The organism is Stenotrophomonas sp. YJH_SMC_17 (assembly GCF_059371655.1).
Genome location: NZ_JCAFUU010000003.1, coordinates 255,532 through 281,874, shown reverse-complemented (window position 1 = coordinate 281,874; position 26,343 = coordinate 255,532). Strand labels below are relative to the sequence as shown.

The following is a 26,343-nucleotide window of genomic DNA, read 5'->3' as shown; positions in this document are numbered from 1 at the left end:
CCATGACATGGCGTGAATACCGGGTCCCGGCAGACCTCGGTGCAGTCGACTGCGCTTTGGGTCGACTGCGCTTTGGGTCGACTGCGCTTCATACAGAACCGCGAAAACCCCGCGCTGCGCGCGGAAGTCGACTCTACCCGTCGACGCTACGCCTCGGGGTCTATTGACCGGCCTGGCGCTTGAGCCAGGTGTCGCGCTCGGCGGCCGGCACGGCGAGGAACGCGCCGCGCACCGCGTCGCGTTCCTGCGGTGGCGTGCGCTGCGCGACCAGGGTCAGCTGGGCCAGCTGCGCCGGGCTGAGCTGGCGCAGCACGGCCAGCGCGGCCTCGCGCTGTTCCGGTGGCACGAAGCCGAACAGGCCGTGCAGCTTGGGGAATTCCAGCCCCAGCTGCGGGCCCAGCCGCCAGCCTTCACGGAACGCCTGGTCCTGCGCCTGGAACTGCTGGCGCAGGCGCTGCTGCTGGTCCGTCGGCAACGCATTGAATCGCGCCGCGGCCTGTCGGATGCGCTCGCGCTCGCTCTCCGGCAGGGCGCGCCAGGCTGCGTAATCGGCACGGCGCTGACGCTGCTGCGGGGCATCGAGCTGGGCAAACGATGCGGGTGCGACCGGGGGGGCTGGCGCGGCAGACGCAGCGGCCGGCACCGGCGGCGGCAACGGCACGTTCAAGGTCTGCGGCGCGGCCGAAAGCGACAACGGCAGGGCCAGCAGCACGCTGGCGAACACGGTCTTATTCATCGGCAGCAGCGGTTTCCAGCGTGGCGCTGGCCGGCTCCGGCCGGCTCGGCTTGGATTGGGATTCATCCACCGGCAGCGGGCCGCCGGCGGCAGTCCAGGCGTACAGATCGGCATCGGCCACCAAGGGATAATCACGGTCTGCGAGCATGGTGGCGTCGTCGGCGGCCTGGGCCGGGGTCGCATCCGGCGTGGCGTTGACCTTGCTTGGCGGAAGAGCTTCCACGGTCACCGGACCGGCCTCGCCCACCACGCCTTCCGGCAACGGTGCATCACTGCCCAACGAACGGCCCTGCCAGTGGCGCCAGCCCAGCGCGGCAACCAGCAGCACAGCCACGGTCACCAGCAGGATCAGCGGGCCGCGCCAGCGTGGCTTGGCATTCGCGCGCCGGCGCTTGCCAGGGGCGGCCGCACGTTCATCGCGCTGCGGTGCGCGCCAGCTGGTCGTGGGCGCTTCATTGCTGGCGGCCGGTGCGGCTGGCTGCTGCAGCTGCTGCAGACGCTTGGCCGGCAGGTCGCGGATGCGCAGCTGCACCTGCTCGGCCAGCTGGCGCCAGGCCGAGGCATCGGGCTGGCCGTGTGCATCGCGCGGGCAGGCATCGGCCAGCAGGTGCTGATAACCGGCCTCGTCCTGGTCGAGTACGCGCATGGCAATGCCTTCGTCCAGGCTGCCGCCCACCCGCAGCAGCAGCGCCAGACGCGGCAGCGGCCCCATCTCGCCCAGCGCGGTCAACGGTGCGGCCCACTGCCCGCCCGCGGGTTCGCGCAGTGCCTGGCGCTGGCCGAGCAGGGTCCAGAAGCGGGTCGGCCATTGCGCCATCGGCAGGTCGCTGGCGACGGCGGCAAAGGCGCGCATCACCGCCACCAGGGTCTGCTCGGCACGCGCGGCATCGCCGCACTGCAGTTCAGCCACCACCAGGGCGCGGCGTTCGACGCCACGCAGGAACGCCGACAGCGCGCCGGCCGCGGTCGAGGAAACAGGGGCGGGCACAGCCGTCATCGGTCACTCCAAAGGTCTGCCGGCATGATAGCGGCAGCCCATCGGCACCCGTAGGACTTGCGCCCACGGGCACTTCGTGCTGCAGGTTGTGCACAGCACCACGCCCCCCGGGGGAAAAACGGGGGCATCCGGCTGAATCCACTCTGTTTCAACATTGTTTCACACTCAAGTTATTGATTTTAATTGCTTTTGATGTGTGGCTATTTTTTGACCAACTCAAGTGGCAGGCCGTCGCCATCGGCCTTCTGCGCGTCCGCCAGCCGGTAACGCACAACGTTATCCACAGAACATGTGGATAAGACTGAATCTCCAATGGACACCGATATTTAGGTGACATTTATGATTCAACGGAGGCTCCCCGGCTGCCTTTGCCCCCTGCCATTGGCGCGCGCATGGCCCGTTACACTGGCCCGATGCTTTCACCCATTCCGACCCTGCAGGTCGCCCTGCCCGTCCCGCTGCCGCGCCTGTTCGACTACCTGTCGCCGGAGGGCGATGGCCCCACGGTCGCGGTCGGCTGCCGCCTGAAGGTGCCGTTCGGCAACCGCGAGCTGGTCGGCGTGGTGGTCGGCCACGGCCAGACCGATGACGGCCAGGGACTTCGCCAGGCCTTGGCCTGGTGCGATCCGCAACCGCTGCTGCAGGGCGAGCTGTGGCAGAGCCTGCAGTGGCTGGCGCGCTACACCCATGCACCACTGGGCGAGGTGCTGAGCACCGCCCTGCCCGGCCCGCTGCGCCATGGCGACGCCCTGCCCGACACCCACCACTGGGGCTGGCAGCTGACGACCGAAGGCCGCACCCAGCGCGAAAAACTGCGCGCCGGCAGCCGCCCCCGGCAGTTGGCCGAGTTGCTGGCCGACGCCATCGTCGATGAAGACGTACTGGGCGAACGCATGGAGGACTGGCGCACCGCCGCACGCAGCCTGGCCAAGCGCGCGCTGGCCGAACGCGTCGCGTTGAGCGTGGCGCCGCAGCACGCGCAGCCGCTGCCCGGCCCCACGCTCAATCCGGACCAGGCCGAGGCCGTGGCGGCGATCAACGCAGTCGAGGGCTTCCAACCGTTCCTTCTGGATGGCGTAACCGGCAGCGGCAAGACCGAGGTCTACCTGCAGGCCATCATCCACTGCCTGGCCCAAGGCAAGCAGGCGCTGGTGCTGGTGCCGGAAATCGGCCTGACCCCGCAGACCCTGGCACGCTTCCGTGGCCGCCTGGGCATTGCCGTGCATGCCCTGCATTCGGGATTGAACGACAACGAGCGCGCTCGGGTCTGGGCGGCGGCTTCGCGTGGCGAGGCACGGGTGATCGTCGGCACACGGTCGGCAGTGTTCACGCCGTTGCCGCAGGCCGGCCTGCTGATCGTCGACGAAGAACACGATGGCAGCTACAAGCAGCAGGACGGCATCCGCTACCACGCCCGTGATTTCGCTCTGGTGCGGGCCAAGGCGCTGGGCATCCCGGTGCTGCTGGGCAGCGCTACACCCTCGCTGGAAACGCTGCACAACGCCTATGCCGTGCGCTACACCCACCTGCGCCTGAAGCAGCGCGCCGGCGATGCGCGGCCACCGCGCGTGCGCATCCTCGATGTGCGCAAGCGACCGCTGCACGACGGCCTGTCGGCCGATGTGCTGGCCGGCATCGGCGAGCATCTGCAGCGTGGCCAGCAGGTGCTGGTGTTCAAGAACCGCCGTGGCTACGCGCCGGTGCTGCTGTGCCACGACTGCGGCTGGACCGCACCGTGCAACCGATGCGATGCACCGATGACCGTGCATGGCGGCGGCCGTCGCCTGCAGTGCCATCACTGTGGCGCACGGCAACCGGCACCGCTGGCATGCCCCGCGTGCGGCAGCCTGGCGCTGCAACCGCAGGGCATCGGCACCGAGCGCCTGGAAGAACATCTCACCGCCGCCTTCGCCGATTTCCCGGTGGTGCGCATCGACCGCGGCACCACGTCTCGTCGCGATGCACTGGAACAGCAGCTGGCGAAACTGGGCGACCAGCCCGGCATCCTGGTCGGCACGCAGATCCTGGCCAAGGGCCACGATCTTCCCAAGCTGACCCTGGTGGTGGTGGTCGGCATCGACGAAGGGCTGTTCTCGGCGGACTTCCGTGCCAGCGAGAAACTGGCACAGCAGCTGATCCAGGTGGCGGGCCGCGCGGGCCGTGCACGTGATCCTGGCGAGGTCTGGCTGCAGACCCATCATCCGGGGCATCCGCTGTTGGAAACCCTGGTCAGCGGTGGCTACCACCCGTTCGCGCAGGCCGAATTGAACCAGCGCCAGGCTGCCGGATTCCCACCCTTCGCACACCTGGCGCTGATGCGCGCCGAAGCGCAGCAGGTGGAGCATGCCAACGCGTTCCTGCTGGCTGCGCGGCAGCTGCTGGGCGAGCAGAACGTAGTGGAGGCGTATGGGCCGATGCCGGCGCCGATGCCGCGGCGGGCCGGCTACCAGCGCACGCAGCTGTTGCTGTCGGCGACGCAGCGGCCGCCATTGCACGGCGTGCTCGGGCAGTTGGTACCGCAGCTGTACGCGCTGCCGGAAGCACGCAAGGTGCGCTGGTCCCTGGATGTGGATCCGACGGATCTGTATTGAGGGGTCAGAGCCCACCCGTCGGGCGGGATCCGACCCCGATGCCCTGGGGTCGGGTTCCTTTTCGCAGAAAATGACTCTGATCCCGAATGCTTTCGCTTACGTCAGCGGCGACATCACGCCGCGCTGGTAGGCGGGGCGCTCGCGCAGGCGGGCGTACCAATCAGCCAGGTGCGGCAGCTCCGGGCGCTGGATCGGCAATTCGAACCACGCGTAGATCAGCGAGCCCAGCGGGATGTCGCCCATTGCGAACCTGTCGCCGGACAACCACGGCTGCTTGGCCAGGGTGGCGTCGGCCATGGCCAGGTAGTCACCGGCGCGCACGATCGCGGCATTGATCCGCGATTCGTCGCGGTCGGCCGGGGCGGTACGCATGATGCCCCAGATCAGGTCGCTGTACAGCGGCGCCATCCGCGAGGTACTCCAGTCCATCCACTTCTCGGCCTGGGCACGCTCCATCGGGTCTTCGGCGTACAGCGTGCCCAATGCGTAGCGTGCGCTCAGATAGCGCACGATGGCGTTCGATTCCCACAGCGGCAGGCCATGGTCTTCGATCACCGGCACCAGGCTGTTGGGATTCATCGCCTGGTACTCCGGCGTCTGCGTGCCGCCGTGGCTGCCACCGACTTCGATGGATTCATACGGCAGGCCGATCTCCTCAGCGCACCACAGCACCTTGCGGACGTTACTGGAATTGCGGCGGCCCCAGATCTTCAACATTGCGGATTTCCTTGCCTGCAGCGGCGCGCCACGGTGGCGCGGAAGCGCTACGATACGCCCATCCACAGGGAGAGACGACGTGACTGCATGGGATGCTTTGAACTACGTTCTGCTGGCAGCAGGGCTGGGGATGCTGGTGCTGGGCTACCGCCGCTCCAATCGCAATCTGCTGCTGTGTGCGGGCCTGTTGCTGCTGGCCTTCAACGGCGTTGAGGATTTCGCCGCCGGGTTCGCCGACGGCTATGCGAATTCGGAAGCACGGGTGATCTGACCCGTTTGGGTGATGTGCCGGCCAGCGGCCGGCACTAGCGGTTTTTCTTCGGCAGCGCGCGCACGTAGGAGGATTTGCCGTCCTTCTTCAGTTCGAACAGGCCGATCGCCGCCAGCAGATCGCTGAGCTTGCCGTAGCCGTAGTTGCGCGGGTCGAACGAGGCCTGGTTGCCGATCTGGCTGCCGACCGGTCCCAGGTGCGACCAGCCATCCTCACCCTCGGCCGCGGACACCGCGCGACGCAGCATCTTCACCAGCCGCGAGTCGCTGCGCATTTCCGCACCACTCTTGCGCGGCCGCGCATCGTCGTTGGCCACCGGCTCGCTCGAGGCCTGTTCGCTGGACGCCTGTTCGGCATCCGGCACGCTGGCGTGGGTCTGGCCCAGTGCCTCCAGATAGGTGAATTTCGAGCACGCGTTGACGAATGGTTCCGGCGTCTTCTTCTCGCCGAAGCCATACACCTTCACGCCATCGGTCAGCAGGCGCATCACCATCGGGGTGAAGTCCGCATCGCTGGACACGATGGCAAAGCCGTCGAGGTTGCGCGCGTAGAGCAGGTCCATGGCATCGATCACCATCGCCATGTCCGAGGCGTTCTTGCCCTTGCTGTAGGCGAACTGCTGGATCGGCCGGATCGCGTATTCGTGCAGCACGGCTTCCCAGCCCTTCAATCGCGGGCTCTTCCAGTTGCCATAGGCGCGGCGCACGTTGGCCACGCCGTAGCGGGCCACTTCGGCCAGCACCTCGTCGATCTTCGAGGCCGGCGCGTTGTCGGCGTCGATCAACAGGGCGATGCGCTTTTCCGGTTCGCTCATGGGCTCCTCAAGGGCGGTTGCCTGAACCCGAGTATCGCCGATCCACGCGGGCGCTGACGTGACAGGCGGTCAGCGTGCGAAGATGCCAGGCGCTTCCCCCAATGCCCCCACTGGAGTGAGTCGATGAGTCGTGAGCGCGTTCCGCATCTGGTCGTTGTCGGCGGCGGTTTTGCCGGTCTCTGGGCCACCCGTGCCTTGGCCCGCGAACGCATACGCATCACCCTGGTCGACCGCCGCAACCATCATCTGTTCCAGCCGCTGCTGTACCAGGTGGCCACCGCCGGCCTGTCCGCGCCGGATATCGCCGCACCGCTGCGCCACATCCTCGGCCACCAGCGCAATGTGGAAGTCCGTCTGGGCGAAGTGGTGGCCATCGACAAGCAGGCCCGGCAGATACGCATGGCCGACGGCAGCACGCTGGACTACGACAGCCTGCTGCTGGCCACCGGCGCCACCCACGCCTACTTCGGCAACGATCAGTGGGCCGATGACGCGCCCGGCCTGAAGACACTGGACGATGCCATCGCGCTGCGCCGCAAGCTGCTGCTGGCCTTCGAACGCGCCGAGGCCGAACCGGACCCGGCAAAGAAGGCGGCGTGGCTGAGTTTCGCCATCGTCGGCGGCGGCCCTACCGGCGTCGAGCTGGCCGGCACCCTGGCTGAAATCGCGCGGCATACGCTGCGCAATGAATTCCGCCACATCGACCCGGCCAGTGCCAAGGTGCGGCTGGTCGAAGCCGGTCCGCGCGTACTGTCCTCGTTCCCGGAAGTGCTTTCGCTGAAGGCGCGCCGGCAGCTGGAAAAGCTTGGCGTGGAAGTGCTGACCGGCACCCCGGTGAGCGACATCGACAGCCACGGCTTCACGCTCGGCGATCAGTTCGTGCCGGCGCGCACCGTGGTGTGGGCCGCCGGCGTGGCTGCTTCACCGCTGGCGCGCACGCTGGAGGTGCCGCTGGACCGCGCCGGACGCGTACAGGTGCAACCGGACCTGACCCTGCCCGGTCACCCGGAGCTGTTCGTGGCCGGCGACCTGGCCGCGCTGAGCCAGGCCAATGGCAAGCCGGTGCCCGGTGTGGCGCCCGCGGCCAAGCAGATGGGCAAGTACGTGGCCGAGGTGATCCGCGCTCGCCTGCACGGCAAGCCCGAACCCGGTCCGTTCAAGTACGCCGACTATGGCAACCTCGCCACGATCGGCCGCATGGCCGCGATCGTGCACCTGGGCCGCCTGCAGCTGTCCGGTGTACTGGCGTGGTGGTTCTGGCTGGCCGCGCACGTGTTCTTCCTCATCGGCTTCCGCAACCGCATCGTGGTGCTGCTGAACTGGGCGGTGGCGTACTGGAGCTACCAGCGCAGCGCACGCATCATCTTCGGTGATGACCGCGACGACCGGCGGCCGAAGCGGTAGGGCTGCACGCAACGGGGTCGGATCCCTTTCCGCAGGAAAGGGCTCTGACCCCTTGTTGCAGTAGTTCCACGCCATGCGTGGCTCTACCTCCTCATCGGGCCGCCCGCACCCGCCGTTTCGACCCTGCCCGGCAGAAACCCTCTTCTCTCGCGGTGTCGGCAATCTGCGCGGTACTCCAATGCCGGGTGATCCAGATCGTCAATGCGGTGCTGCTGAGATGCCAGCGCAGCATGTCTTGCTGCGGTTGCCGCCACAGGTGGCGTCGGGCAATCCAGAAGGTCTCCCGCTCCACTTCAGGCACCTTCTTCTTCATCACGGCCTTGTCGAAGAACCGGGCGATGAAACGCCACGGGTCCACCGTCTGGTATCCCGTTCGTGGTTCACTGGTGCACGCAGCCACACCACTCGGCACACGGTCTGCCGGCTGCGGCCGGCCTTCGGCCAGCGTCAGCCCGAGCAGGTACAGAAGGCCAGGCAGCAGCGCGATGCCGGCGATTAGCACGACGACGGAGATCCATGCTTTGCCGGCGGCACGCATCGCTCACTGTGCCTTCGGCTTCGGGTACCACAACGCGTTGACGATGACCCAGCGTTGGTCAAAGCGCCCCATGTGGAAGTAATCGACGAACCATGGGGTTTCCAACCACACCGAGGCCGCGTTGCCGGTCAAGTCCAGCACCGTGCAGCGACGGTCCCATTGATCCTTCGGCGTCTTCAGCGCGCCCTGCTTTGTCAGCGAAACCAGTTCCTCCTTCGACATGCGGCGCAGGCCAAGCCGCTCGTCGGGCGTATCGCCGAGCACCGCGCGCTTGGCCAGGTCCGGATGCAGGGAACGGGCGACGCGCTGCGGGTCGGCTTCCAGCTGGCCATCGACGTAGTCGTGGCAGGTGGCTTCGATGGCCGCGAGGGTGGCTGGGTCGGCGGCAGGACTTGTGGCTGCGGAAAGGGCGAACAACAGGGCGATCGTGGACATCCGGGTCTCCAGGGCTGAGGGCTGGGCGATCATGGCATGTGCAAGCCGCATCCCCGCATGGCGTGGATCTACGGCATCAGGCCCATTTCGTCGGTGCCCAGCTGCATGTACATGAACGCAGCGGCTTCTACAGACATGGGCTGCCCCTGCGGGAAGCTGTCCAACCAGGTGGTGATGCGCGCATGGCGCCCCGCCAGCGCATCCGCCAATGCCTGCTTTTCCGCGTCAGTGGCGCGCTCCTGCATTTCGTTGCGAAGCACGTCATCGCCGATCCCCCACCTTTCTGCGAACGGGATCAGATCGATCAGATCGGGAGGGACCCGGTCACGACGCAGGTGGATCGGTTCGGGTGTCCTCGGGCCATACGCTGCCAGCTCAGCGGCGGTGCCGATCTGCCCCTGCTGCAGTGGCGGTGGGGGTGGTTCCTGGGTGCAGGCCAGAAGGGCCACGCAGGCAGCCAACAGCAGTATCCCGCGGTTCTTCATCGGACGGATCCATGTGTCGATGGGTGTGGCGATCATGGCATGGACAAGGCCTACCCACGCACGGCGTGGATCTACCGTAGAGCCCAGTCCATGCCCGGGCCCCGCATCGTGCAGACGGAACAGAAGCCGAGCGTGGGCTCGGCTCTACAGAAGCGCGGGATCCGGCGCCTGCAGCCAGGCCAGCTTGCGTTCGCGCGGCTGCTGCTTGAGCTGCCATTCGGCGCGCGAGGCGGCGGCGCGGTCCGGGTACTCGCGCACGGCAAGGATGCGCAGCGGCGGCCGGGCGCGGGTATAGCGGGCGCCCTTGCCGGCCTGGTGGGCGGCGAAACGCGCGTCCACGTCGGTGCTGATACCGGCGTAGAAGCTGCCGTCGCGGCATTCGAGCAGGTACAGGAACCACGGGCGGAGGGACGGGGCCATGGCCGGATTATGCCGTGCTGCACTGCAGCGGATATACTGGCGCCCGAATGCAGGAGAGAGGCGCCGTGCTGGCGCCCGCCGAAGGCGCAGGCTCCCATGATCGCTCAGGCCGGTGGGCTGGAATCCCACCAACCATGCATTCGACTCGCCGAGCTGGAGAGAGGTCACCGGGCACGCCCGGGACGATCCGCCGAAGGGGCACGCGGCCTACGCCGCTGAACTCTCAGGCAAAAGGACAGCGGGAGCGGCACCGGTCATCGTCATCCCGTCATTGCGCAGGCAGTGGCGGTATAGGCGCATGGCCGGCCCCACCGCGCCCGGAGCCTGCCCCATGCTGCTGTCCATCATCTACCTGATCGCCATTTCCGCCGAAGCCATGACCGGCGCCCTGGCCGCCGGCCGCCGCCGCATGGACCTGTTCGGTGTGGTCATGATCGCCTGCGTCACCGCGCTCGGAGGCGGTTCGCTGCGCGACATCCTGCTCGGCCACTATCCGCTGGGCTGGGTGAAGCATCCCGAGTACCTGGGCTTCACCGTGTGCGCGGCGCTGATCGCCACATGGGTGGCTCGCTGGATGCACCACTTCCGCCGTACCTTCCTTGTGCTCGATGGCCTGGGCCTCATCGCCTTCACCCTGATCGGCTGCTCGATTGCGCGCGAAGCGGGCCATGCGATGCCGATCGTGCTGATCGCCGGCATGCTGACCGGCGCGTTCGGCGGCGTGCTGCGCGACATCCTCTGCAACGAGGTGCCGCTGATCTTCCAGAAGGAGCTGTACGCGATCATCGCGTTGCTGACCGGCGCGGCGTACCTGTTGCTGCTGCACTGGGGCGTGGCCGACGCCACCGCGATCCTGTGCTGCCTGGGCGGCGGCTTCGCGTTGCGCCTGCTGGCGATCCACTACCGTTGGGAAATGCCGAAGTTCGTGTATCACGACGAAGTGCATTGAACGATAGCGTGTTCGCCGGGCATGGCCCGGCGCTACCCTTCGCGCCCTGCACCACCCCGGCGATGTACCTGGCGCTGTCGCTCATGCGCAGCGCCAGGCGCATCGCCGGTGCAGATGGGCCGGTCTCCAACTCCGACCGGCCCTGATCGCGGCCGCACCCCCGCAGGCGCTGGCCGCCATCCACACTCGTGCCGCCGTGAGGCGGCTTTCATCAGGCCGCTTCGGACACCTTCACTTCGCGACGGGCGCGCACGGCCGCAGCCAGTCGCTCCAGCACCGTCACGGTGGTGTCCCAGTCGATGCAGCCATCGGTGATGCTCTGCCCGTAGACCAGCGGCTGGCCTTCCACCAGTTCCTGGCGGCCACCCACCAGATGGCTCTCGATCATCACACCCACGATGCGCTGTTCCCCGTCTTCCAACTGAACGGCGATGTCCTCGATCACCTTCGGCTGGTTCTCGGGGTTCTTCAGGCTGTTGGCGTGGCTGGCGTCGATCATCAGGCGCGTCGGCAACCTGGCCTTGGCCAGTGCCTGGCAGGCCTCGGCCACACTGCCCGCGTCGTAGTTCGGCTGCTTGCCGCCACGCAGGATCACATGGCAATCCGGGTTGCCGGTGGTCGAAACGATGGCGGTGCCACCCTGCTTGGTCACCGACAGGAAATGATGCGGATTCGAAGCGGCACCCACCGCGTCGGCGGCGATCTTCACGTTGCCGTCGGTGCCATTCTTGAAGCCGACCGGGCACGACAGCCCCGACGCCAGTTCGCGATGCACCTGGCTTTCAGTAGTGCGCGCACCAATGGCACCCCATGCCACCAGATCGGCGATGTACTGCGGCGAGATCACGTCAAGGAACTCGACACCGGCGGGCAGGCCGAGCTTGTTGATGTCGCGCAGCAGGCCGCGGGCGATGCGCAGGCCCTTGTCGATCCTGAAGCTGCCATCCAGGTCCGGATCGTTGATCAGGCCCTTCCAGCCCACCGTGGTGCGCGGCTTCTCGAAGTACACGCGCATGACGATTTCCAGTTCGCCGGCCAGCGCATCGCGCAGCGGCTTCAGGCGCTGTGCGTACTCGATGGCGGCGTTCGGGTCGTGGATCGAGCACGGGCCCACCACCACGGCCAGGCGGTCATCACGGCCATGCAGGATCTGGTGCAGAGCCGCGCGCGAGGCGCTGACGGTGTCGGAGGCTTCATCGTCACAGGGCAGCATCGCCAGCAGCTGGGCCGGCGGTGTCAGGGGTTCGATGGTGCGGATACGCAGGTCGTCGGTGTGCGGGGGCATTGGGGGAGATCTCCGGAACGTTGGGGGTCCCCAGCGTGGCGACATGAAAAAAGCCGCCAGGTTCGCTGGCGGCTTTCGGGAATGCGTCTGAAGCTTTCTTCAGGGTGAGCGCAGTCCTTCCTCCGCCAGTGGCTTCGGAAAGTAATACCAGTAAAAGCTGGTGGGGGCTGCGTTCATGGGATGTATTGATAGCACAGCTTTTGCGCAGTGCAAAATGTTTCATCCGCAACTGGGCACGCGGTGCAGCGTGGGGCCCGCCCGGCGCATCCCTGCGGCAGCTGGCACGCGAAGTCGCTCATTTGCCATGCACTTCCACGTCCAGCAGCAGGCCTTCATGGATGTCAGCCCAACGCTCCAGCACGCGGCCCAGTTCCTGCCGCGCTTCCTCCAGCTGTTCCGGGTTGAGCAGGGACCGGGCGGTGTAGAGGTCGGACACCAGCCGCCGCAGGACGGGCTCAGGGATGGCCACCGACGGCCCTTCCGCCTCCGGCAGCTGCAGTGCCGGGGTGTCGCCAAGCGGGCCGTACAGCGTTATCTGGAGCGTGCTCTGCATGATCGACTTCCGCGCGGATGACAGGGGGAATGCACTGTTTACCGCGTCCGGGTGACAGGCGCATGTGCCCCCCCATGCCGAGGACCGGCATCCACCGGCATCTGCCATCCTGCTACAAGGCGGCCAGGTCGGCCAGGTGCTGGGCCATGCTGTCCATCGCGCCTGCCGCATGGGTGGTGGTGAAGTACTCATGCCAGCCGGTAGCGGCAATGCCAGCCATCAGCGCATCGACCTCCTCGCGGCCCGCGCAGCGCCAGACCGCATAGAACTGCGCATCGCTGCTGTGCGGCACGCCCGCGGCAATGCGGCCCATCGCCAGCGGAGTGATGCGGACTGGATCGAACTGCTGCATGCCGGCTCCGATGCGGGCGAAGAAAGCGCTCCGCTGCTCGGGCGGGAGTGTGGTCCAGGCAGGCGTGGCGGTATAGAGCTCGATGAAGGTGTGCGACATGGTGGTTCTTCCTTGAGGTTTACGAAGTTGGGCGGAGGCGGCCGGCAACCTGCACTACCGCAGCGAGCGCAGTGCACGTTGGCGGATGTAGGCGTTGGCGCCGCTGTGGCGCTCGTGCTGCCAACGCGTGCACAGCTCACGCAGCCACTGCGGCTGCGTCTTGCCGGCATCATTGAGCCAGTTGCCGACCGAATCCTGCACATAGCGTTCCGGGTCATCAGCCAGTGCTTCCAGCAGCGCGGATGCATGCTCCGGGTGCTGCTTGAAGAGTGCGATATGCGTGGCCCATACACCGCGTGGACGCAGCGCTTCGCAGGCGAAGCGTCGCAGGTGCGGCGATACTTCCTGTGTCCACGATTGCAGGTACTCAAGCGCCTGCATCGGCGCGGCAACGATGTTCATGCGTAGCGCCAGCCACGCCCATTCGCGCACACCGAAGTGTGGATCATCGGCCAGCGCGCGCATCTGCTGCAGCTTCTCTGCCAACGTCGCGCGGACATCGCTGCCGATCAGATAGCAGGCCCAGCCGCGCACGGTGTCGGACACATGGTCCTGCCATTGCACGGGATCACCGTGCCCCGCCTCACGCAGCAGTTGCGCAGCCAAGGCCATGCGCAGTGTGATGCCCTTGCCTGAGGCATCCTGCATGCGTTGCAGCGCTTCCGGTGCAAGCGCAGGCGCCACCATCTGCAGCAGCGCGGCGAAATCCACTGCCAGGCATTCGGCCAGATGGGTCGTGGGGGCATGGCCGGTGTTGAGTGCATGCAGCCGTTGTGCCGCGATCGCCGGGCTCATGCTGCACGTTCTCGTCCAGCATCGGTGTGCTGCCAGACCTTGTGCAGCAACTGCGACAGCTGTTGCTGTTCATCCGTATCCAACCCATTGAACAGGCCAGCGATCCATTGCGTGTGCTGCTCGAACAACGTCCCAGCCATGCGCGTTCCCTGCGCAGTCAACACGATCTGGAGGCGACGGCCATCTTCGGCATCGCTGCGCCGCTGCAGCAGTCCTTCGCGTTGCAGGCCATCGAGCAGGCCGCTGATGGTGGCGCGGGTCACGCCGGCGCGCTCGGCCAGTTCGTGCGGGGGCAACGTGCCGCCGGCGCCATGCAGCAGGAACAGCACGATGAAGCGGGCTTCACTGAGCCCGTGCGGTGCGAGACGGGTGGCGCAGTCGCGGTCGATGGCGGTGGACAGGGAAAGCAGCTGGAAGCACAGTCGCAGCTGCGCGATGTTGGCTTGCCCGCGTCGCTGCGCCTCATCCATCAGGGCATGGTGCTTGGGTTCGATCATCCTATGAACAACGTATGATTAGGCGCCTAATCATAAATCGGGACATCTGATCCAGGCAAGCCGGGAATGCGTTTCAGCAAGCGCTTCCCAGCAGCAGGCGCGCGATCAGTCCACCACCCTCCCGGTGCAGCAGCTGCAGTTCGCCCGCATGCCGCCGCGCCACGTTGGCGGCGACCGCCAAGCCCAGCCCGGCCCCACCCGTGGCGCGGCTGCGTGAGCTCTCGCTGCGCTGGAAGGGCTGCAGCAGGCGGGTGCGGTCGGCCTCATCGATGCCTGGACCGCGATCCATCACGTCAAGGTGCGCCACGTTGCCGCACACGGCTGCCCGCAGTTGTACCGCCCCCGCGTAGCGATCGGCGTTGTCGATGAGATTGTCGATCGCCCGTCGCAGCAGTAGCGCATCCCCCTGCCACCGCAACGTATCCGGCCCGTCGAAGGAGATGTCGATGCCCCGCAGCAGTGCGCTCTGCACGCACTCCTCCAGCAACACGGCCAGATCCAGCGGATGCATCTGCAAGGGCTGCAGCTCACCACGCGCGTAGTCGAGAACCTGCTCGATCATCGCGTCCATGCGCTCGATGTCGGCCACCATCCGCGCCGCCTGTTGCGGTGGCGCGAACTCCGCACGCAGGCGCAGGCCGGTCAACGGTGTGCGCAGGTCATGCGCGACGGCGGCCAGCATGCGGGTCATCTCCTGCGCCTGTTCGTGCAGCCGCTCGCGCCCGGCACTGATCGCGCGGGCCAGAACCTGCACCTCGCACGGACCATCGTCCGGAAGCGGTGTACTGGCCTGCAGGTCCACGTTGGCGCTGGCCTCGGCCAGCCGCCGCAGGGGCCGGCCGAGGCGGATTGACGCCCATGCCGCCAGTGGTGCCAGCAGCACGGTTCCTGCCACCAGCGCCAGCACGACCTGCCGGCGCCATGCCGCCAGATCGCTGTGGTCGCTGCCCACCACCTGCCACCGACCATCTGCCTGGCGCACGGCCAGTTCGAACGGCGTCCACTGCATTGCGGTCAGCACCGCGACCTGTGCCTGCAACGCGTCCGCGCGCGCTTTGGCGTCAAGCACGGCCCCGCCTTCGATGACCTGCACCTCCGGCGCCTTGCTCCGCCTGCCCCAGACCAGCTTCACATGCTCCAGCGGCTGGCGCAGCTGCGCGGCAACCAGGTGGGTGAGCCAGTCATTGCTGGTGCCCTCCGGCGCAGACGCGCGGGTTTCGAGATGCAGGCCCAGCGCCGCGGCCGACCGTTCACCGCGCAATACCTGAATGGCTTGGTCCAGGCGCATCGGCGGCGGTGGCGGCCGCGGCATCCAGCCGACCACCGCCACACTGACCAAGGTGGCCAGCACCAGGCTTGCCAGCGCCAGCATCGCGATCCAGCGCGCGGTGGACCAGCGCGCCCTCACAGCACCTGCACCTCAGCGTCGAAGCGATAGCCTTCGCCGCGCAGCGTCTGTACCAGTGCCTCGGCACCCGGTGCGGCGTGGCCCAGCTTGCGTCGAAGGCGACTGATCGCCAGATCAACGGCGCGGTCGACGCTCTCGCTGTCCTCACCGCGGGTCAGGGACATCAGCTGCTCGCGCCCCAACACGCGCCCGGCGCGCTCGGCCAGCGCCAGCAGCAGAGCGAACTCGCCGCGGCTGAGCGCCAGTTCGCTGCCATCGGGTGCAAGCAGGCGGCGCTGATCGGGCAGCAATCGCCAGCCGGAAAAGCGCAGCTCGCTGGCCACCTGGGTACGCAGCTTGTCCTGGCGGCGTAGCAGGGCGCGGACCCGCGCCAGCAGCTCGCGTGGGTCGAAGGGCTTGGCCAGATAGTCATCGGCTCCCATTTCCAGACCGATCACCCGGTCCGGTGCTGTTCCCATCGCCGACAGCATCAGGATGGGGATGGCCCGCGCCTGCAGCCGGCGGCACACCGACAGGCCGTCCTCGCCGGGCATCATCCAGTCGAGCACGATCAGGTCCGGACGTTCGACTTGCAGCAGCACATCCAGCGCCGCCGCGTCGGCAGCCACTCGCACGTGGTAGCCATGCAGCAGCAGGCAGTCGGCAATGGCATCACGGATGCTGGCATCGTCATCGACAACGATGACCCGGGCGGGAGTGTTCATGCGGCCAGTATCGTGCAGGCGTGTATCAGGACGGTATCAACACCGATGTTCCGGTGATACGCCGCTGCGCGCCAATGGACCTCCGCATTCACTCTGGAGTTTCCTGTGCGCCTCACCTTGCTGCCCCTGTTTGCTGCCGCCTTCCCCACGCTGGCCGCCGACACCCCCGAACATGTGCTGCCGATGTGGATGCAGGGCGGCCACCCGACGGTAGCGCTCTCGCTGGATGGTCAAGCCGAGCCGCTGCGCTTCGTGGTCGACAGTGCAGCCGGGGCCACGCTCATCGATGGGCGTGTGGCACGCCGCTACGGCCTGGTCGATGGAAAGGCCGACGTTTCCACTGCCCAAGGCGCCAGTGCCTCGGGGGCACAGCTGAGGCGCACGCGCACTACCACCTGGCAGCTGGGTAGCTGGCAGCTGCGGGCCAGCGCACTGCAGGCTGATCTGGGGTCACTGTCCGGGGGCGACGACCCCGCCATCGACGGCCTCGTCGGCAACGACCTGACCGCGCGCTGGGACACCCGCTGGGACTTCGCTCGAGGTGAGCTATCGCTGTCGAGGACCGGCACTCTCCGCTTCGACGATGACAGCTGCCAGGCCAACGCGCTGCAGGACCGCACTGAAGGCCTGCGCGATTTTGGATTCATCACCCTCACCTTGGACGGAACGAACGTCGCCGCTGTTGCCGTGGTCGATACCGGCGCGGCGCAGACCGTACTCAACAATGCCGCCGCGCACGCGCTCGGGTTGCGTACTGATGGAAGCGATCCCCGCCTGCGCAAGCGAAGCAAGGGCACCGAAGGCCTCGGCGGCAAGCCGCACCCGACCTGGCTGTACACGCTGCCCGGCATGCGCGGCACCGCCTGGCGGCAACCGGCCATGGAGGTCAGGATCAGCGAGCTGCCCGTGTTCAAGGCTATTGGCCTGGACACCCGCCCGGCTCTGATCCTTGGCGCCGATGCCATGCGTGGCGGCCAGGTCGACATCAGCACGGGTGCCGCGCGGATCTGCCTGCGCCGCCAAGCGGCCACGTGATCCTGGGGCCATGACGTGTGCGGCGGGCCGGCGTAGCATCGCGCCACGTCCCACCAGGAGGTTCACGCTTGCACCGTGCTGCCCTGTTGTTGCTGACGCTGTTCCCGCTGGCCGCGCCGCCCCCGTTACCCACCCCGGCCCACATCGACGCCGAAGCCCAGCGCTTGATGCATGCCGCCCACGCGCGCGGCATGGCGCTGGCGGTGATAGATGGCGGCAAGGTGGTGCATGTGGCCGCCTACGGCGAGCGAAATGCCGCAGGCGAACCGCTGCGCACCGATACCGTGATGTACGCCGCGTCGCTGACCAAGATGGCGTTCGCCCATCTGGTCGCACAGTTGGCGCAGGACCGGAGGATCGAGCTGGATGCCAGCATTGCTGCGGCGCTGGACACGCCCCTGCCGGAATATCCGCCGGAGCCGAAGAAGTACGCCGACTACCGTGTGCTGGCCGACGATGCGCGCTGGCGCCAGCTCACCCCGCGCCTGCTGCTCAACCATTCCAGTGGCTTTGCCAACTTCGGCTTCCTGGAGCCCGATGGGCGCCTGAAGTTCCACTTTGATCCGGGTAGTCGATATGGGTATTCCGGAGAGGGACTGATCCTGCTGCAGTTCGTGATCGAACGCGGGCGGCTGGGCGAGGATGTGGGCGCGTTGATGCAGCAGCGGGTGTTCGACCGCTTCGGCATGACCCGCACCAGCATGATGTGGCGCGAGGATTTCGCCGCCAACCTGGCCGATGGCTGGACGGTGGAAGGTGTGCCCGAACCGCATGATGAGCGCAGCCGCGTACGTGCGGCAGGGTCCATGGATACCACCATTGCCGACATGGCCCGCTTCGCCGCCGGTTACGTGCGTGGCGACGGGCTATCCGCACCGATGCGCAGGGAGCTGGTGCGGCCGCAGCTGCCGATCACCACGGCCAGCCAGTTCCCCACCCTGCAACCGGAGTTGCCGAAGGCGCAGCAACGCAAGGACCTGGCGGCAGGTCTGGGCGTGGTGACGTTTCTCGGCCCGCAGGGCGCAGGCTTCTACAAGGGCGGCCACGACGATGCAGTGGGCAACACGCTGGTATGCGTGGAGCAGCACCAGCGCTGCGTGGTGATCCTGGGCAACGATGTGCGGGCAGAGGCGGCCTTCCCGGCCCTGGTAGCGTTTGTGCTGGGCGACACCGGCGTGCCGTGGCAGTGGGAGTACGGCGCGGCGAAGGCGTTCGTCAGATGATCGAAGCGTTGCCATTGCACACAGGTCCCGCAGTCGTGCAGCATGCAGACACGGACGCAATGCAGGAGACAGGATGAATCGCCCAGAGATCGATGCCATTGCCGAAGCGGTGTTGCAGCCGGATGCACGGCGCCTGCGCATCGCCGCACGCCATCGCCAGGCTGCACATCGGCAGCGGCGGCAGCGGGTGGGCGCCGGCGCCAGCCTGATCGGCATGGCGGCGGGCCTGCTGCTTGCGCCGATCACGGAGCTGCCGTGGGTACAGGGCATGATCGCGGGTGGCGCGCTGGCCCTGCTGGCGGCCCACCTCTGGCTGCAGCGGCGCGAGGACCGCGCGTAGATACCCGCCTGGGAGCGGTATCCACGCATGGCGTGGATCTGCTTCGATTCCGACCGGCCCCAAAAAAACCCCGCCTTCCGGCGGGGTTTTTCATTGCATCGGTAACGCGGGGACTTAGAAGTCCATGCCGCCCATGCCACCCATGCCGCCCATGCCACCGGCGCCGCCCATGGCCGGCTCGTCCTTCTTCGGAGCTTCGGCAACCATGGCTTCGGTCGTGATCATCAGGCCAGCGATCGAGGCTGCGTTCTGCAGCGCCGAACGGGTCACCTTGGTCGGGTCCAGGATGCCGAACTGCAGCATGTCGCCGAACTCGCCGGTGGCGGCGTTGTAGCCGAAGCTGCCGGTGCCTTCCTTGACCTTGTTGATGATGACCGACGGCTCGTCACCGGCGTTGGCAACGATCTCGCGCAGCGGGGCTTCCATCGCACGCAGGGCGATCTGGATGCCGTGGTTCTGGTCTTCGTTGGCGCCCTTCAGGCCGGCCAGCGCGGTGATCGCGCGGACCAGCGCAACGCCGCCGCCCGGAACCACGCCTTCTTCAACGGCCGCACGGGTGGCGTGCAGGGCGTCGTCGACGCGATCCTTCTTTTCCTTCATTTCGATTTCGGTCGAGGCGCCGACCTTGATCACGGCAACACCGCCGGCCAGCTTGGCCACGCGTTCCTGCAGCTTCTCGCGGTCGTAATCCGAGGAGGTGTCCTGGATCTGGGTCTTGATCTGCGCCACGCGTGCATCAACGTTGGCCTTGTCGCCGACGCCGTCGATGATGGTGGTGTTCTCCTTGGAGACCTGCACCTTCTTGGCGCGGCCCAGGTCCTTGATGGTGGCCTTCTCGAGCGACAGGCCGACTTCTTCGGAGATCACGGTGCCGCCGGTCAGCACGGCCATGTCTTCCAGCATCGCCTTGCGACGGTCGCCGAAGCCCGGCGCCTTGACGGCCACGACCTTGACGATGCCACGGATGGTGTTGACGACCAGGGTGGCCAGCGCTTCGCCTTCAACTTCCTCGGCCACGATCAGCAGCGGCTTGCCGGCCTTGGCGACGCCTTCCAGCACCGGCAGCAGGTCGCGGACGTTGGAGATCTTCTTGTCGTGCAGCAGGATGAACGGGTCATCCAGGTCAGCGGTCTGCGACTGCTGGTTGTTGATGAAGTAAGGCGACAGGTAGCCGCGGTCGAACTGCATGCCCTTGACCACGTCCAGCTCGTTGTCCAGGCCCGAGCCTTCTTCAACGGTGATGACGCCTTCCTTGCCGACTTCCTTCATCGCGTCAGCGATGATCTGGCCGATCGACTCGTCCGAGTTGGCCGAGATGGTACCGACCTGGGCGATCGCCTTGTCGTCGGCGGTCGGCTTGGAGATGTTCTTCAGCTCGGCCACGGCGGCCGAAACGGCCTTGTCGATACCGCGCTTGAGGTCCATCGGGTTCATGCCGGCGGCCACAGCCTTGGCGCCTTCGCGGATCAGGGCCTGGGCCAGCACGGTGGCGGTGGTGGTGCCGTCGCCCGCGTCGTCGTTGGTGCGGGAAGCAACTTCCTTCACCATCTGCGCACCCATGTTCTCGAACTTGTCAGCCAGTTCGATTTCCTTGGCGACGGAGACGCCGTCCTTGGTGATGGTCGGCGCGCCGAAGCTCTTTTCCAGCACGACGTTGCGGCCCTTCGGGCCCAGGGTGGCCTTGACGGCATTGGCGAGAACGTTGACGCCGCGCACCATGCGCGAACGGGCGTCTTCACCGAAACGAATATCCTTGGCAGCCATTGCGATTACCTCGATGTTTGCGCCGGGCCGGGCCCGGCGACGAAAAGGGATGTCTTACAGAAAAGCAGGTCGCGCCGAGGCTCAGCCGATGACGGCGAGCACGTCGTCTTCGCGCAGGACCTTGTACTCGACGCCTTCGCTCTTGTACGAGCTGCCGGCGTACTGGCCGTAGATGACCTTGTCGCCAACCTTCAGCGACGGAGCGCGCACGCTGCCGTTGTCCAGCGGCTTGCCCGGGCCGACGGCCACGACTTCACCCTTGGTGGACTTTTCCTTGGCCGAATCCGGAATGACGATGCCACCGGCGGAGATTTCGTCGGCTTCGATCGGCTTGACCACAACGCGGTCGTGCAGCGGCTTGATGCTCATGAGAGACCTCTTAAGTTATTGATTGGTCTAAAAAAGTCCGGCGATGTTAGCAGTCGCACCAGGCGAGTGCCAGCAACGCGCGTGAAAAAGCCCGACAAGTCGGGAGCACGACAGAGATGGAGACCTCCACAGGCCTTTCAAGGGCTGATCCCGAAATTTTTCTCCGGGCCAGGAAACCTCCCTCCCTGGGTGGACGGCTGTATAGGGATGCAGTGCGGCAAGCCAAGGGGGAAGGGGGGCCATTTAGTGATAGATGTCCCACTGTCAGATATCTGACGTTCATTTACGACAAAGTGTCATCGGATCGGCCTTAGGCTCGGCCGCGCATTCCCAATCACAAGGAGTTGTCGATGCGATTGCTGTCCCCGCTTGCCGCCGCCTGCCTGCTGGCGCTGGCCGCCGCGCCGGCCCAGGCCGAGGTCTTCATCAACGAACTGCACTACGACGACAGCACCGCCGCCGGTGACGTCGGCGAAGCGATCGAGGTCGTCGCCACCGCCGGTGAGGATCTGTCCGGCTACCGCCTGTACCTGTACAACGGCAGCACTCCGTCGGCCGCCACGGTCTACGCCAACAACCCGGTTCCGGCCGGCAGCGCCGCCGGCTGCGGCAGCGCCACCATCGCCGTGGTCAATTACCCGACCAACGGCATCCAGAACGGTCCGAACGACGGCATCGCCCTGGTCGATGCCAGCGGCAAGGTGGTCCAGTTCCTCAGCTACGAGGGCGCCATCACCGCCTCCGGTGGCCCTGCCGCCGGCATGACCAGCCAGAACATCCCGGTGGCCGAGACCAACAGCACGGCGCCAGGTACCTCGTTGCAGCTGACCGGCAGCGGCAGCCAGTACGCCCACTTCACCTGGGCCGAATCGGCCAGGCAGACCTTCGGCAGCTGCAACAACGGCCAGACCTTCATCGGCGGCGGCACCCCGGGCCCGAACACGCCACCTTCGGTGTCCACCACCACCCCGGCGCAGGGCAGCAGCACCTTCCCGGCCGCCGCCGATCTGGAAGTGGTGTTCAGCGAAACCGTGAACCTGGCCAGCGGCGCGTTCGCGCTGAGCTGCGGCACTTCCGGCAGCGTGCCGCTGACCTTCCCGGCCAGCGGGCGCAGCGTGAAGCTGTCCACCAACACCGCGCTGGTGGCCGGTGAGGCCTGCCGCTTCGACATCCGCGCCGCGCGCATCACCGACCTGCAGGGCGCGCATCCGGCCGCCGACAGCCGCATCGCCTTCACCGTGGCCAGCACCGGCGGCAATCCGGACCCGGGCAACCCGGGCGTGCCGGCCGGCTACTACTCGAAGGTGAACACCTCCAGCCCCAGCCAGCTGCGCTGCTCGCTGCACGCCACCATCAAGGGCCACACCGCCTATCCGTACAGCGGCTCGGGCACCAGCACCTGGACCATCCTGGAGATTGCCGACGAGGACCCTAACAACCCGAACCGCATCCTCGACGCGTATCGCAACCGCAGCTATGCCAAGGTCACCGATCGCGCCGGCAGCGGCAGTGGCCTGAAGTACAACCGCGAACACACCTGGCCGAACTCGCTGGGCTTCGCCAGCACCACCGGCGACAAGGGCCTGCCGTACGCGCCGTACACCGACACCCACATGCTGTACCTGACCGATGCACAGTGGAATGCCGACCGTGGCAACAAGCCGTTCGCCAAGTGCGACGCCAGCTGCGGCGAGCGCGCCACCGAAGCCAACAACGGCCAGGGCGGCGGCAGCGGTGGCTATCCGGGCAATTCCAACTGGGTGCGCACGCCGGACGGCAACACCGGCACGTTCGAGGTGTGGGGCAAGCGCAAGGGCGACATGGCGCGTGCGGTGATGTACATGGCCATCCGCTATGAAGGCGGCAAGGATGCGGCCACCGGCCAGTCCGAGCCGGACCTGGAGCTGACCGACGACCGCAGCAAGATCGTCAAGACCAGCAGCTCGCCGGCCTATATGGGCCTGCTGTCCACGCTGATCGACTGGCACCTGTCCGACCCGCCGGATGACGCCGAACGTGCGCGCAATGACGTGATCTACAGCTTCCAGGGCAACCGCAATCCGTTCATCGACCACCCCGAGTGGGCGACCCCGGGCCTGTTCACCTCGGCCAGGCCGGCGACCTGCCAGCTGGCCAACTGACCGCGCAACGCAGCGGTCCACTGCCGCCGCCGGGTCCTGACCCGGCGGCGGCCCTATACTCGACGGCCATGTCGACCGTCGATCCCGTCCTGCTGCTGTTGACCACCTGCCCGGACCGGGCCAGTGCCGAGCGCATCGCGCACGCACTGGTCGGCGAGCGCCTGGCCGCGTGCGTGACCCGCCTGGAGGGCGCACAGTCGACCTATCGCTGGCAGGGCGAGGTGACCACCGACGCCGAGCTGCAGCTGCTGGTGAAGACCACCGCAAGCCGCGTCGATGACGCGATTGCCCGGATCGTCGAACTGCATCCGTATGAACTCCCGGAGTGCATCGCGGTCGAAACCCGGGCCGGCCTGCCGGCGTATCTGGATTGGATCCGGGCACAGACCCGGGAGGAAGCTGATTGAAGACTCTGTTTGCGCGTGGCGCCGCCCTGTGCGCTCTGTTGTGGTTCTCGCTGCCAGCGTCCGCGCTGGATGAGAAGGACCTGCTGCCGGTGGACCAGGCGTTCGCGCTGACCGCCACTGCCCCCGAGCGCGGCCAGGTGCAACTGCAGTTCACGATCGCACCCGGCTACTACCTGTATCGCCACCGCACCAGCGTCAAGGCCGATCCGGCGTTCAATGCCGGCGCGCTGCAGATGCCCAAGGGTGACAGGCACCACGATGATTTCTTCGGCGAAGTCGAAACCTATCGCGAACGCCTGCAGGCCACCCTGCCCGGCACGCCGACCGACGCCGCCGGCACCATCAGCCTGGAAGTGCGTTACCAGGGCTGCGCCGATGCCGGTGTCTGCTATCCACCGCAGAAGCGCGTGGTTCAGGTCACCCTGCCCGGTGGCGGTGCCCAGGCCGCGGCTCCGGCCACGCGTGCCGGCGCCACCAGCCCGTTCAACAACCCGCTGGCCGGTGCCGGCAACAGCGGCGGGCTGCGCCTGCCGGGTGCCGCCAGCAACAGCCAGGCGCTGCCGCTTCCGTCCGAGCAGGCATTCGGCTTCGATGCCATCGCCAGCGACGGCAACACCCTGCTGCTGCGCTTCAGCCCGGCGCCGGGCTACTACCTGTATCGCGACCGCACCTCGCTGAAGCTGGAAGGCAGCACCGGCGTGCAGGCCGGCACGCCGCGCTGGCCGGCTGCGCAGTCGCATCGTGATGAACACTTCGGTGATGTCTCGGTCTACTTCAACCAGGTGGAAGTACCACTGCCGCTGCGTCGTTCCGCTGCCGACGCGGTTGACGGCACCCTGCTGGTGACCTTCCAGGGCTGCCAGACCGATGGCATCTGCTACCCGCCGATGACCCGCCGGGTGAAGCTGTCGATCCCCGCCGGCAAGGTCAGCGCCAGCGCCGACCAGGCACCGCCGCGTAACGAGGTGATCAGCCCGTTGGCTGCGGCGCCACGCGAAGGCGCCAACGGCGCCCCCCTGCGCCTGATGCCGACGGTGCCCAATACGGATGCGACCACCCCGGCCGTTGCAGGCGCCGGAAGCGGTAATGAATTCGCCGCCGATGCGCAGGGTGACAACGCACTGCGTACGCGCCCGCCGGCAACCACGCCGAACCCGGACCGCTCGTTCGTGTGGGTGCTGTTGTTGGCCTTGGCCGGTGGCCTGGTATTGAACCTGATGCCGTGCGTGCTGCCGATCCTGTCGCTGAAGGTGCTGAGCCTGGCGCAGAGCGGCGAGAGCCCGCAGCGCGCGCGCAGCCACGCGCTCTGGTACACGCTGGGCGTGCTGGTCGCCTTCGCGGTGATCGGCGCCTTGATGGTCGGCCTGCGCGCAATCGGCAACGCCGTCGGCATCGGCTTCCAGCTGCAGCATCCGGGTGTGGTGGCTGCGCTGGCCTACATCATGTTCGCGGTGGGCCTGAGCCTGTCCGGTGTGTTCACCCTCGGCGGCGGCATCGGCAATCTTGGCCAGTCGCTGGCCAGCCGCAGCGGCCCGGCCGGTGACTTCTTCACCGGTGCACTGGCCTGCGTGGTCGGCAGTGCCTGCGTCGGCCCGTTCATGGGTGGCGCGATCGCCTACGCCTTCATTGCCCCGCCGCTGAAGGCGATGACCGTCTTCCTGTTCCTCGGCCTGGGCCTGGCGCTGCCGTTCCTGCTGATCGGCTTCGTGCCGGCGCTGGCGCGCCGCCTGCCCAAGCCGGGCCCGTGGATGGAAACGCTCAAGCACGTGCTGGCCTTCCCGATGTACGCCACCGCGCTGTGGCTGCTGTGGGTGCTGGGCAAGCAGCGTGGCGTGGATGGCATGGCGCTGGTGCTGGGTGGCCTGCTGCTGCTCGCCTTCGGCCTGTGGCTGTTCGAGCGCAACCGCTGGACCGGCTCCCGTGCAGTGACCCTGCTCGGCGTGCTGCTGGCGATCGGCGCGCTGGTGCCTGCCTGGGGCGTGACCCAGCTGGCACCGCCGGCACGCGCCGCACAGGCGGCCAGCGACAACGTGGTGGAGTACTCGCCGCAACTGCTTGACCGCCTGCGCGCCGACAACCGCGTGGTGTTCGTCAACATGACCGCCGACTGGTGCGTGAGCTGCAAGGCCAACGAGCGCGCCGTGCTGTCGCGCCCGGAGTTCAAGGACCTGCTCAAGCGCACCAATGCGGTGTACATGCGCGGTGACTACACCAACGTCGATCCGCAGATCACCACCTTCCTGGAAGAGCACAAGGCGGTGGGTGTGCCGTTGTACGTGGTGTACGGCCCCGGCGCACCGCCGACCGTGCTGCCGACCCTGCTGACCCAGGCGGTGGTGGAGGAAGCGCTGTTGCGCACCGCACGATGAAGTGGCAACGGCCAGCGCTGCTGTGGACAGCGGTGCTGGCCGCCGGCCTCGGCCTGTGGGCTGGGCATCGGCTGGCACCGGCGCCAGCTGTACCGGCTGCTTCGCCAGATGCGTCCGCAGCGGCTCCCGCGGCGCCGGCCCTGCAGGTGGGTGACCCGCTGCCGGCACTTTCACTGCCCGACCTCGAGGGCCAACCGCTGGACCTGCGCCAGCGCTTCGCCGGCCGCCCGCTGCTGGTCAACGTCTGGGCCAGCTGGTGCGCACCCTGCGTGGAAGAAATGCCCGAACTGGCGCGTTTCGCACATGTCCAGGCCGAGGACGGTGTGCAGGTGTTGGGCCTGGCGCTGGATACCCCGGAGGACGTGCGCCGTTTCCTGCAGCAGGTGCCGGTGGATTACCCGATCGTGATCGAGACACCGGGCCCGCGCGACGCGAGCGTGCAGCTGGGCAACGCGCAGGGCCTGCTGCCCTACAGCGTGCTGTTCGATGCACAGGGGCGGATGGTCAAGGCGAAGCTGGGGCCGTTCGCCCACGGTGAGATCGAACGCTGGGTGAAGTGAGGGTTCGGCCGGGCGGCGCCCGGCCGATACCCCTGCTTGACCGCAGGCAGGGCGCCCCGGACAATTCCGCGACTAATTCTCATTT

27 protein-coding genes, 1 pseudogene and 2 riboswitches are annotated in these 26,343 nt (G+C 67.3%); of the genes and pseudogenes, 11 read left to right on the top strand and 17 right to left on the bottom strand.

The window, feature by feature from the left end; translation table 11 throughout:
* Positions 1 to 160: 160 nt before the first annotated feature.
* Both AC5P8Z_RS11030 and AC5P8Z_RS11025 read right to left on the bottom strand, forming a co-directional pair.
* The gene (locus AC5P8Z_RS11030; RefSeq protein WP_495229032.1) at positions 161 to 736 is read right to left on the bottom strand and encodes a DUF3106 domain-containing protein; all 576 of its coding nucleotides are present in this window, start codon (positions 734 to 736) and stop codon (positions 161 to 163) included.
* A complete protein-coding gene (locus AC5P8Z_RS11025; RefSeq protein ID WP_295567150.1) occupies positions 729 to 1,733 on the bottom strand; it encodes a hypothetical protein in 1,005 nt (334 codons plus the stop codon). The genes AC5P8Z_RS11030 and AC5P8Z_RS11025 overlap by 8 nt, the downstream gene beginning before the upstream one ends.
* A gap of 413 nt (positions 1,734 to 2,146) precedes the next feature.
* On the opposite strand from AC5P8Z_RS11025, the gene AC5P8Z_RS11020 reads away from it, so the two are divergent.
* A complete protein-coding gene (locus AC5P8Z_RS11020) occupies positions 2,147 to 4,324 on the top strand; it encodes a primosomal protein N' (RefSeq protein WP_495229171.1) in 2,178 nt (725 codons plus the stop codon).
* Between the two features lie 96 nt (positions 4,325 to 4,420).
* Here the strand turns inward: AC5P8Z_RS11020 and AC5P8Z_RS11015 are convergent, their stop codons facing one another.
* Entirely contained in the window at positions 4,421 to 5,041 is a 621-nt protein-coding gene (locus AC5P8Z_RS11015) for a glutathione S-transferase family protein (RefSeq protein WP_295567152.1), read from the bottom strand.
* Positions 5,042 to 5,120: 79 nt separating this feature from the next.
* Between AC5P8Z_RS11015 and AC5P8Z_RS11010 the strand changes: the two genes are divergently transcribed.
* Positions 5,121 to 5,312: a hypothetical protein gene (locus AC5P8Z_RS11010; protein ID WP_152906551.1), complete on the top strand. Its 192-nt coding sequence runs from the start codon at positions 5,121 to 5,123 to the stop codon at positions 5,310 to 5,312.
* 34 nt (positions 5,313 to 5,346) lie between these two features.
* On the opposite strand, the gene AC5P8Z_RS11005 is transcribed toward AC5P8Z_RS11010, so the two are convergent.
* Positions 5,347 to 6,126 (bottom strand): NYN domain-containing protein, encoded by a 780-nt coding sequence (locus tag AC5P8Z_RS11005; protein WP_495229031.1) that lies wholly within the window; start codon positions 6,124 to 6,126, stop codon positions 5,347 to 5,349.
* A 123-nt stretch (positions 6,127 to 6,249) separates the two neighbouring features.
* On the opposite strand from AC5P8Z_RS11005, the gene AC5P8Z_RS11000 reads away from it, so the two are divergent.
* On the top strand, positions 6,250 to 7,530 hold the full coding sequence (locus AC5P8Z_RS11000) for an NAD(P)/FAD-dependent oxidoreductase (RefSeq protein ID WP_286070070.1): 1,281 nt from the start codon (positions 6,250 to 6,252) through the stop codon (positions 7,528 to 7,530).
* Between the two features lie 83 nt (positions 7,531 to 7,613).
* Here the strand turns inward: AC5P8Z_RS11000 and AC5P8Z_RS10995 are convergent.
* The 4 genes and pseudogenes from AC5P8Z_RS10995 to AC5P8Z_RS10980 all read right to left on the bottom strand — a co-directional run bounded on the left by AC5P8Z_RS10995 (position 7,614) and on the right by AC5P8Z_RS10980 (position 9,408).
* Positions 7,614 to 8,068, bottom strand: a pseudogene (locus AC5P8Z_RS10995) (hypothetical protein).
* A 3-nt stretch (positions 8,069 to 8,071) separates the two neighbouring features.
* The gene (locus AC5P8Z_RS10990; protein WP_495229030.1) at positions 8,072 to 8,503 is read right to left on the bottom strand and encodes a nuclear transport factor 2 family protein; all 432 of its coding nucleotides are present in this window, start codon (positions 8,501 to 8,503) and stop codon (positions 8,072 to 8,074) included.
* Positions 8,504 to 8,571: 68 nt separating this feature from the next.
* Complete coding sequence (locus AC5P8Z_RS10985; RefSeq protein WP_495229029.1) at positions 8,572 to 8,988, bottom strand: hypothetical protein; 417 nt, start codon at positions 8,986 to 8,988, stop codon at positions 8,572 to 8,574.
* A 144-nt stretch (positions 8,989 to 9,132) separates the two neighbouring features.
* Positions 9,133 to 9,408, bottom strand: coding sequence for a GIY-YIG nuclease family protein (locus AC5P8Z_RS10980; RefSeq protein WP_107231869.1), 276 nt, complete (start codon positions 9,406 to 9,408; stop codon positions 9,133 to 9,135).
* A 40-nt stretch (positions 9,409 to 9,448) separates the two neighbouring features.
* A riboswitch (glycine riboswitch) is annotated at positions 9,449 to 9,538 on the top strand.
* 13 nt (positions 9,539 to 9,551) lie between these two features.
* A riboswitch (glycine riboswitch) is annotated at positions 9,552 to 9,655 on the top strand.
* 84 nt (positions 9,656 to 9,739) lie between these two features.
* Between AC5P8Z_RS10980 and AC5P8Z_RS10975 the strand changes: the two genes are divergently transcribed.
* On the top strand, positions 9,740 to 10,357 hold the full coding sequence (locus AC5P8Z_RS10975) for a trimeric intracellular cation channel family protein (protein ID WP_033835258.1): 618 nt from the start codon (positions 9,740 to 9,742) through the stop codon (positions 10,355 to 10,357).
* A gap of 211 nt (positions 10,358 to 10,568) precedes the next feature.
* On the opposite strand, the gene AC5P8Z_RS10970 is transcribed toward AC5P8Z_RS10975, so the two are convergent.
* From AC5P8Z_RS10970 to AC5P8Z_RS10940, 7 genes are all read right to left on the bottom strand, one after another.
* A complete protein-coding gene (locus tag AC5P8Z_RS10970) occupies positions 10,569 to 11,642 on the bottom strand; it encodes a 3-deoxy-7-phosphoheptulonate synthase (RefSeq protein ID WP_495229028.1) in 1,074 nt (357 codons plus the stop codon).
* A 295-nt stretch (positions 11,643 to 11,937) separates the two neighbouring features.
* On the bottom strand, positions 11,938 to 12,195 hold the full coding sequence (locus AC5P8Z_RS10965) for a hypothetical protein (protein ID WP_286070078.1): 258 nt from the start codon (positions 12,193 to 12,195) through the stop codon (positions 11,938 to 11,940).
* Positions 12,196 to 12,307: 112 nt separating this feature from the next.
* The gene (locus tag AC5P8Z_RS10960) at positions 12,308 to 12,646 is read right to left on the bottom strand and encodes a DUF6616 family protein (RefSeq protein WP_495229027.1); all 339 of its coding nucleotides are present in this window, start codon (positions 12,644 to 12,646) and stop codon (positions 12,308 to 12,310) included.
* A 54-nt stretch (positions 12,647 to 12,700) separates the two neighbouring features.
* Positions 12,701 to 13,441, bottom strand: coding sequence for a DNA alkylation repair protein (locus AC5P8Z_RS10955; RefSeq protein WP_295567167.1), 741 nt, complete (start codon positions 13,439 to 13,441; stop codon positions 12,701 to 12,703).
* Complete coding sequence (locus AC5P8Z_RS10950; RefSeq protein WP_495229026.1) at positions 13,438 to 13,938, bottom strand: MarR family winged helix-turn-helix transcriptional regulator; 501 nt, start codon at positions 13,936 to 13,938, stop codon at positions 13,438 to 13,440. Before AC5P8Z_RS10950 ends, AC5P8Z_RS10955 begins: the two co-directional genes overlap by 4 nt.
* A 73-nt stretch (positions 13,939 to 14,011) precedes the next feature.
* Complete coding sequence (locus AC5P8Z_RS10945; RefSeq protein WP_049413048.1) at positions 14,012 to 15,310, bottom strand: sensor histidine kinase; 1,299 nt, start codon at positions 15,308 to 15,310, stop codon at positions 14,012 to 14,014.
* A 32-nt stretch (positions 15,311 to 15,342) separates the two neighbouring features.
* Entirely contained in the window at positions 15,343 to 16,050 is a 708-nt protein-coding gene (locus AC5P8Z_RS10940; RefSeq protein WP_049413046.1) for a response regulator transcription factor, read from the bottom strand.
* A gap of 105 nt (positions 16,051 to 16,155) precedes the next feature.
* Here AC5P8Z_RS10940 and AC5P8Z_RS10935 point away from each other — a divergent pair, with 105 nt between their 5' ends.
* The 3 genes from AC5P8Z_RS10935 (at position 16,156) to AC5P8Z_RS10925 (ending at position 18,648) form a co-directional block, all read left to right on the top strand.
* Positions 16,156 to 17,085 (top strand): aspartyl protease family protein, encoded by a 930-nt coding sequence (locus AC5P8Z_RS10935; protein ID WP_286070084.1) that lies wholly within the window; start codon positions 16,156 to 16,158, stop codon positions 17,083 to 17,085.
* Positions 17,086 to 17,153: 68 nt separating this feature from the next.
* A complete protein-coding gene (locus AC5P8Z_RS10930) occupies positions 17,154 to 18,308 on the top strand; it encodes a serine hydrolase domain-containing protein (protein WP_286070086.1) in 1,155 nt (384 codons plus the stop codon).
* Between the two features lie 73 nt (positions 18,309 to 18,381).
* On the top strand, positions 18,382 to 18,648 hold the full coding sequence (locus tag AC5P8Z_RS10925; RefSeq protein ID WP_286070087.1) for a hypothetical protein: 267 nt from the start codon (positions 18,382 to 18,384) through the stop codon (positions 18,646 to 18,648).
* Between the two features lie 114 nt (positions 18,649 to 18,762).
* On the opposite strand, the gene groL is transcribed toward AC5P8Z_RS10925, so the two are convergent.
* Positions 18,763 to 20,412, bottom strand: coding sequence for a chaperonin GroEL (gene groL, locus AC5P8Z_RS10920; protein ID WP_005411226.1), 1,650 nt, complete (start codon positions 20,410 to 20,412; stop codon positions 18,763 to 18,765).
* A gap of 81 nt (positions 20,413 to 20,493) precedes the next feature.
* Positions 20,494 to 20,781 carry a co-chaperone GroES gene (locus tag AC5P8Z_RS10915; protein ID WP_006396661.1) on the bottom strand — a complete coding sequence of 96 codons (288 nt, stop codon included), beginning with the start codon at positions 20,779 to 20,781 and terminating at the stop codon, positions 20,494 to 20,496.
* Positions 20,782 to 21,131: 350 nt separating this feature from the next.
* On the opposite strand from AC5P8Z_RS10915, the gene AC5P8Z_RS10910 reads away from it, so the two are divergent.
* The 4 genes from AC5P8Z_RS10910 to AC5P8Z_RS10895 all read left to right on the top strand — a co-directional run bounded on the left by AC5P8Z_RS10910 (position 21,132) and on the right by AC5P8Z_RS10895 (position 26,258).
* Positions 21,132 to 22,922 (top strand): endonuclease, encoded by a 1,791-nt coding sequence (locus AC5P8Z_RS10910; protein WP_495229025.1) that lies wholly within the window; start codon positions 21,132 to 21,134, stop codon positions 22,920 to 22,922.
* A gap of 68 nt (positions 22,923 to 22,990) precedes the next feature.
* Entirely contained in the window at positions 22,991 to 23,329 is a 339-nt protein-coding gene (gene cutA, locus AC5P8Z_RS10905; RefSeq protein WP_286070092.1) for a divalent-cation tolerance protein CutA, read from the top strand.
* Entirely contained in the window at positions 23,326 to 25,698 is a 2,373-nt protein-coding gene (locus AC5P8Z_RS10900; protein ID WP_286070093.1) for a protein-disulfide reductase DsbD family protein, read from the top strand. The genes cutA and AC5P8Z_RS10900 overlap by 4 nt, the downstream gene beginning before the upstream one ends.
* Positions 25,695 to 26,258, top strand: a complete 564-nt coding sequence (locus AC5P8Z_RS10895; protein WP_495229024.1) for a TlpA family protein disulfide reductase — start codon at positions 25,695 to 25,697, stop codon at positions 26,256 to 26,258. The genes AC5P8Z_RS10900 and AC5P8Z_RS10895 overlap by 4 nt, the downstream gene beginning before the upstream one ends.
* Positions 26,259 to 26,343: the final 85 nt, after the last annotated feature.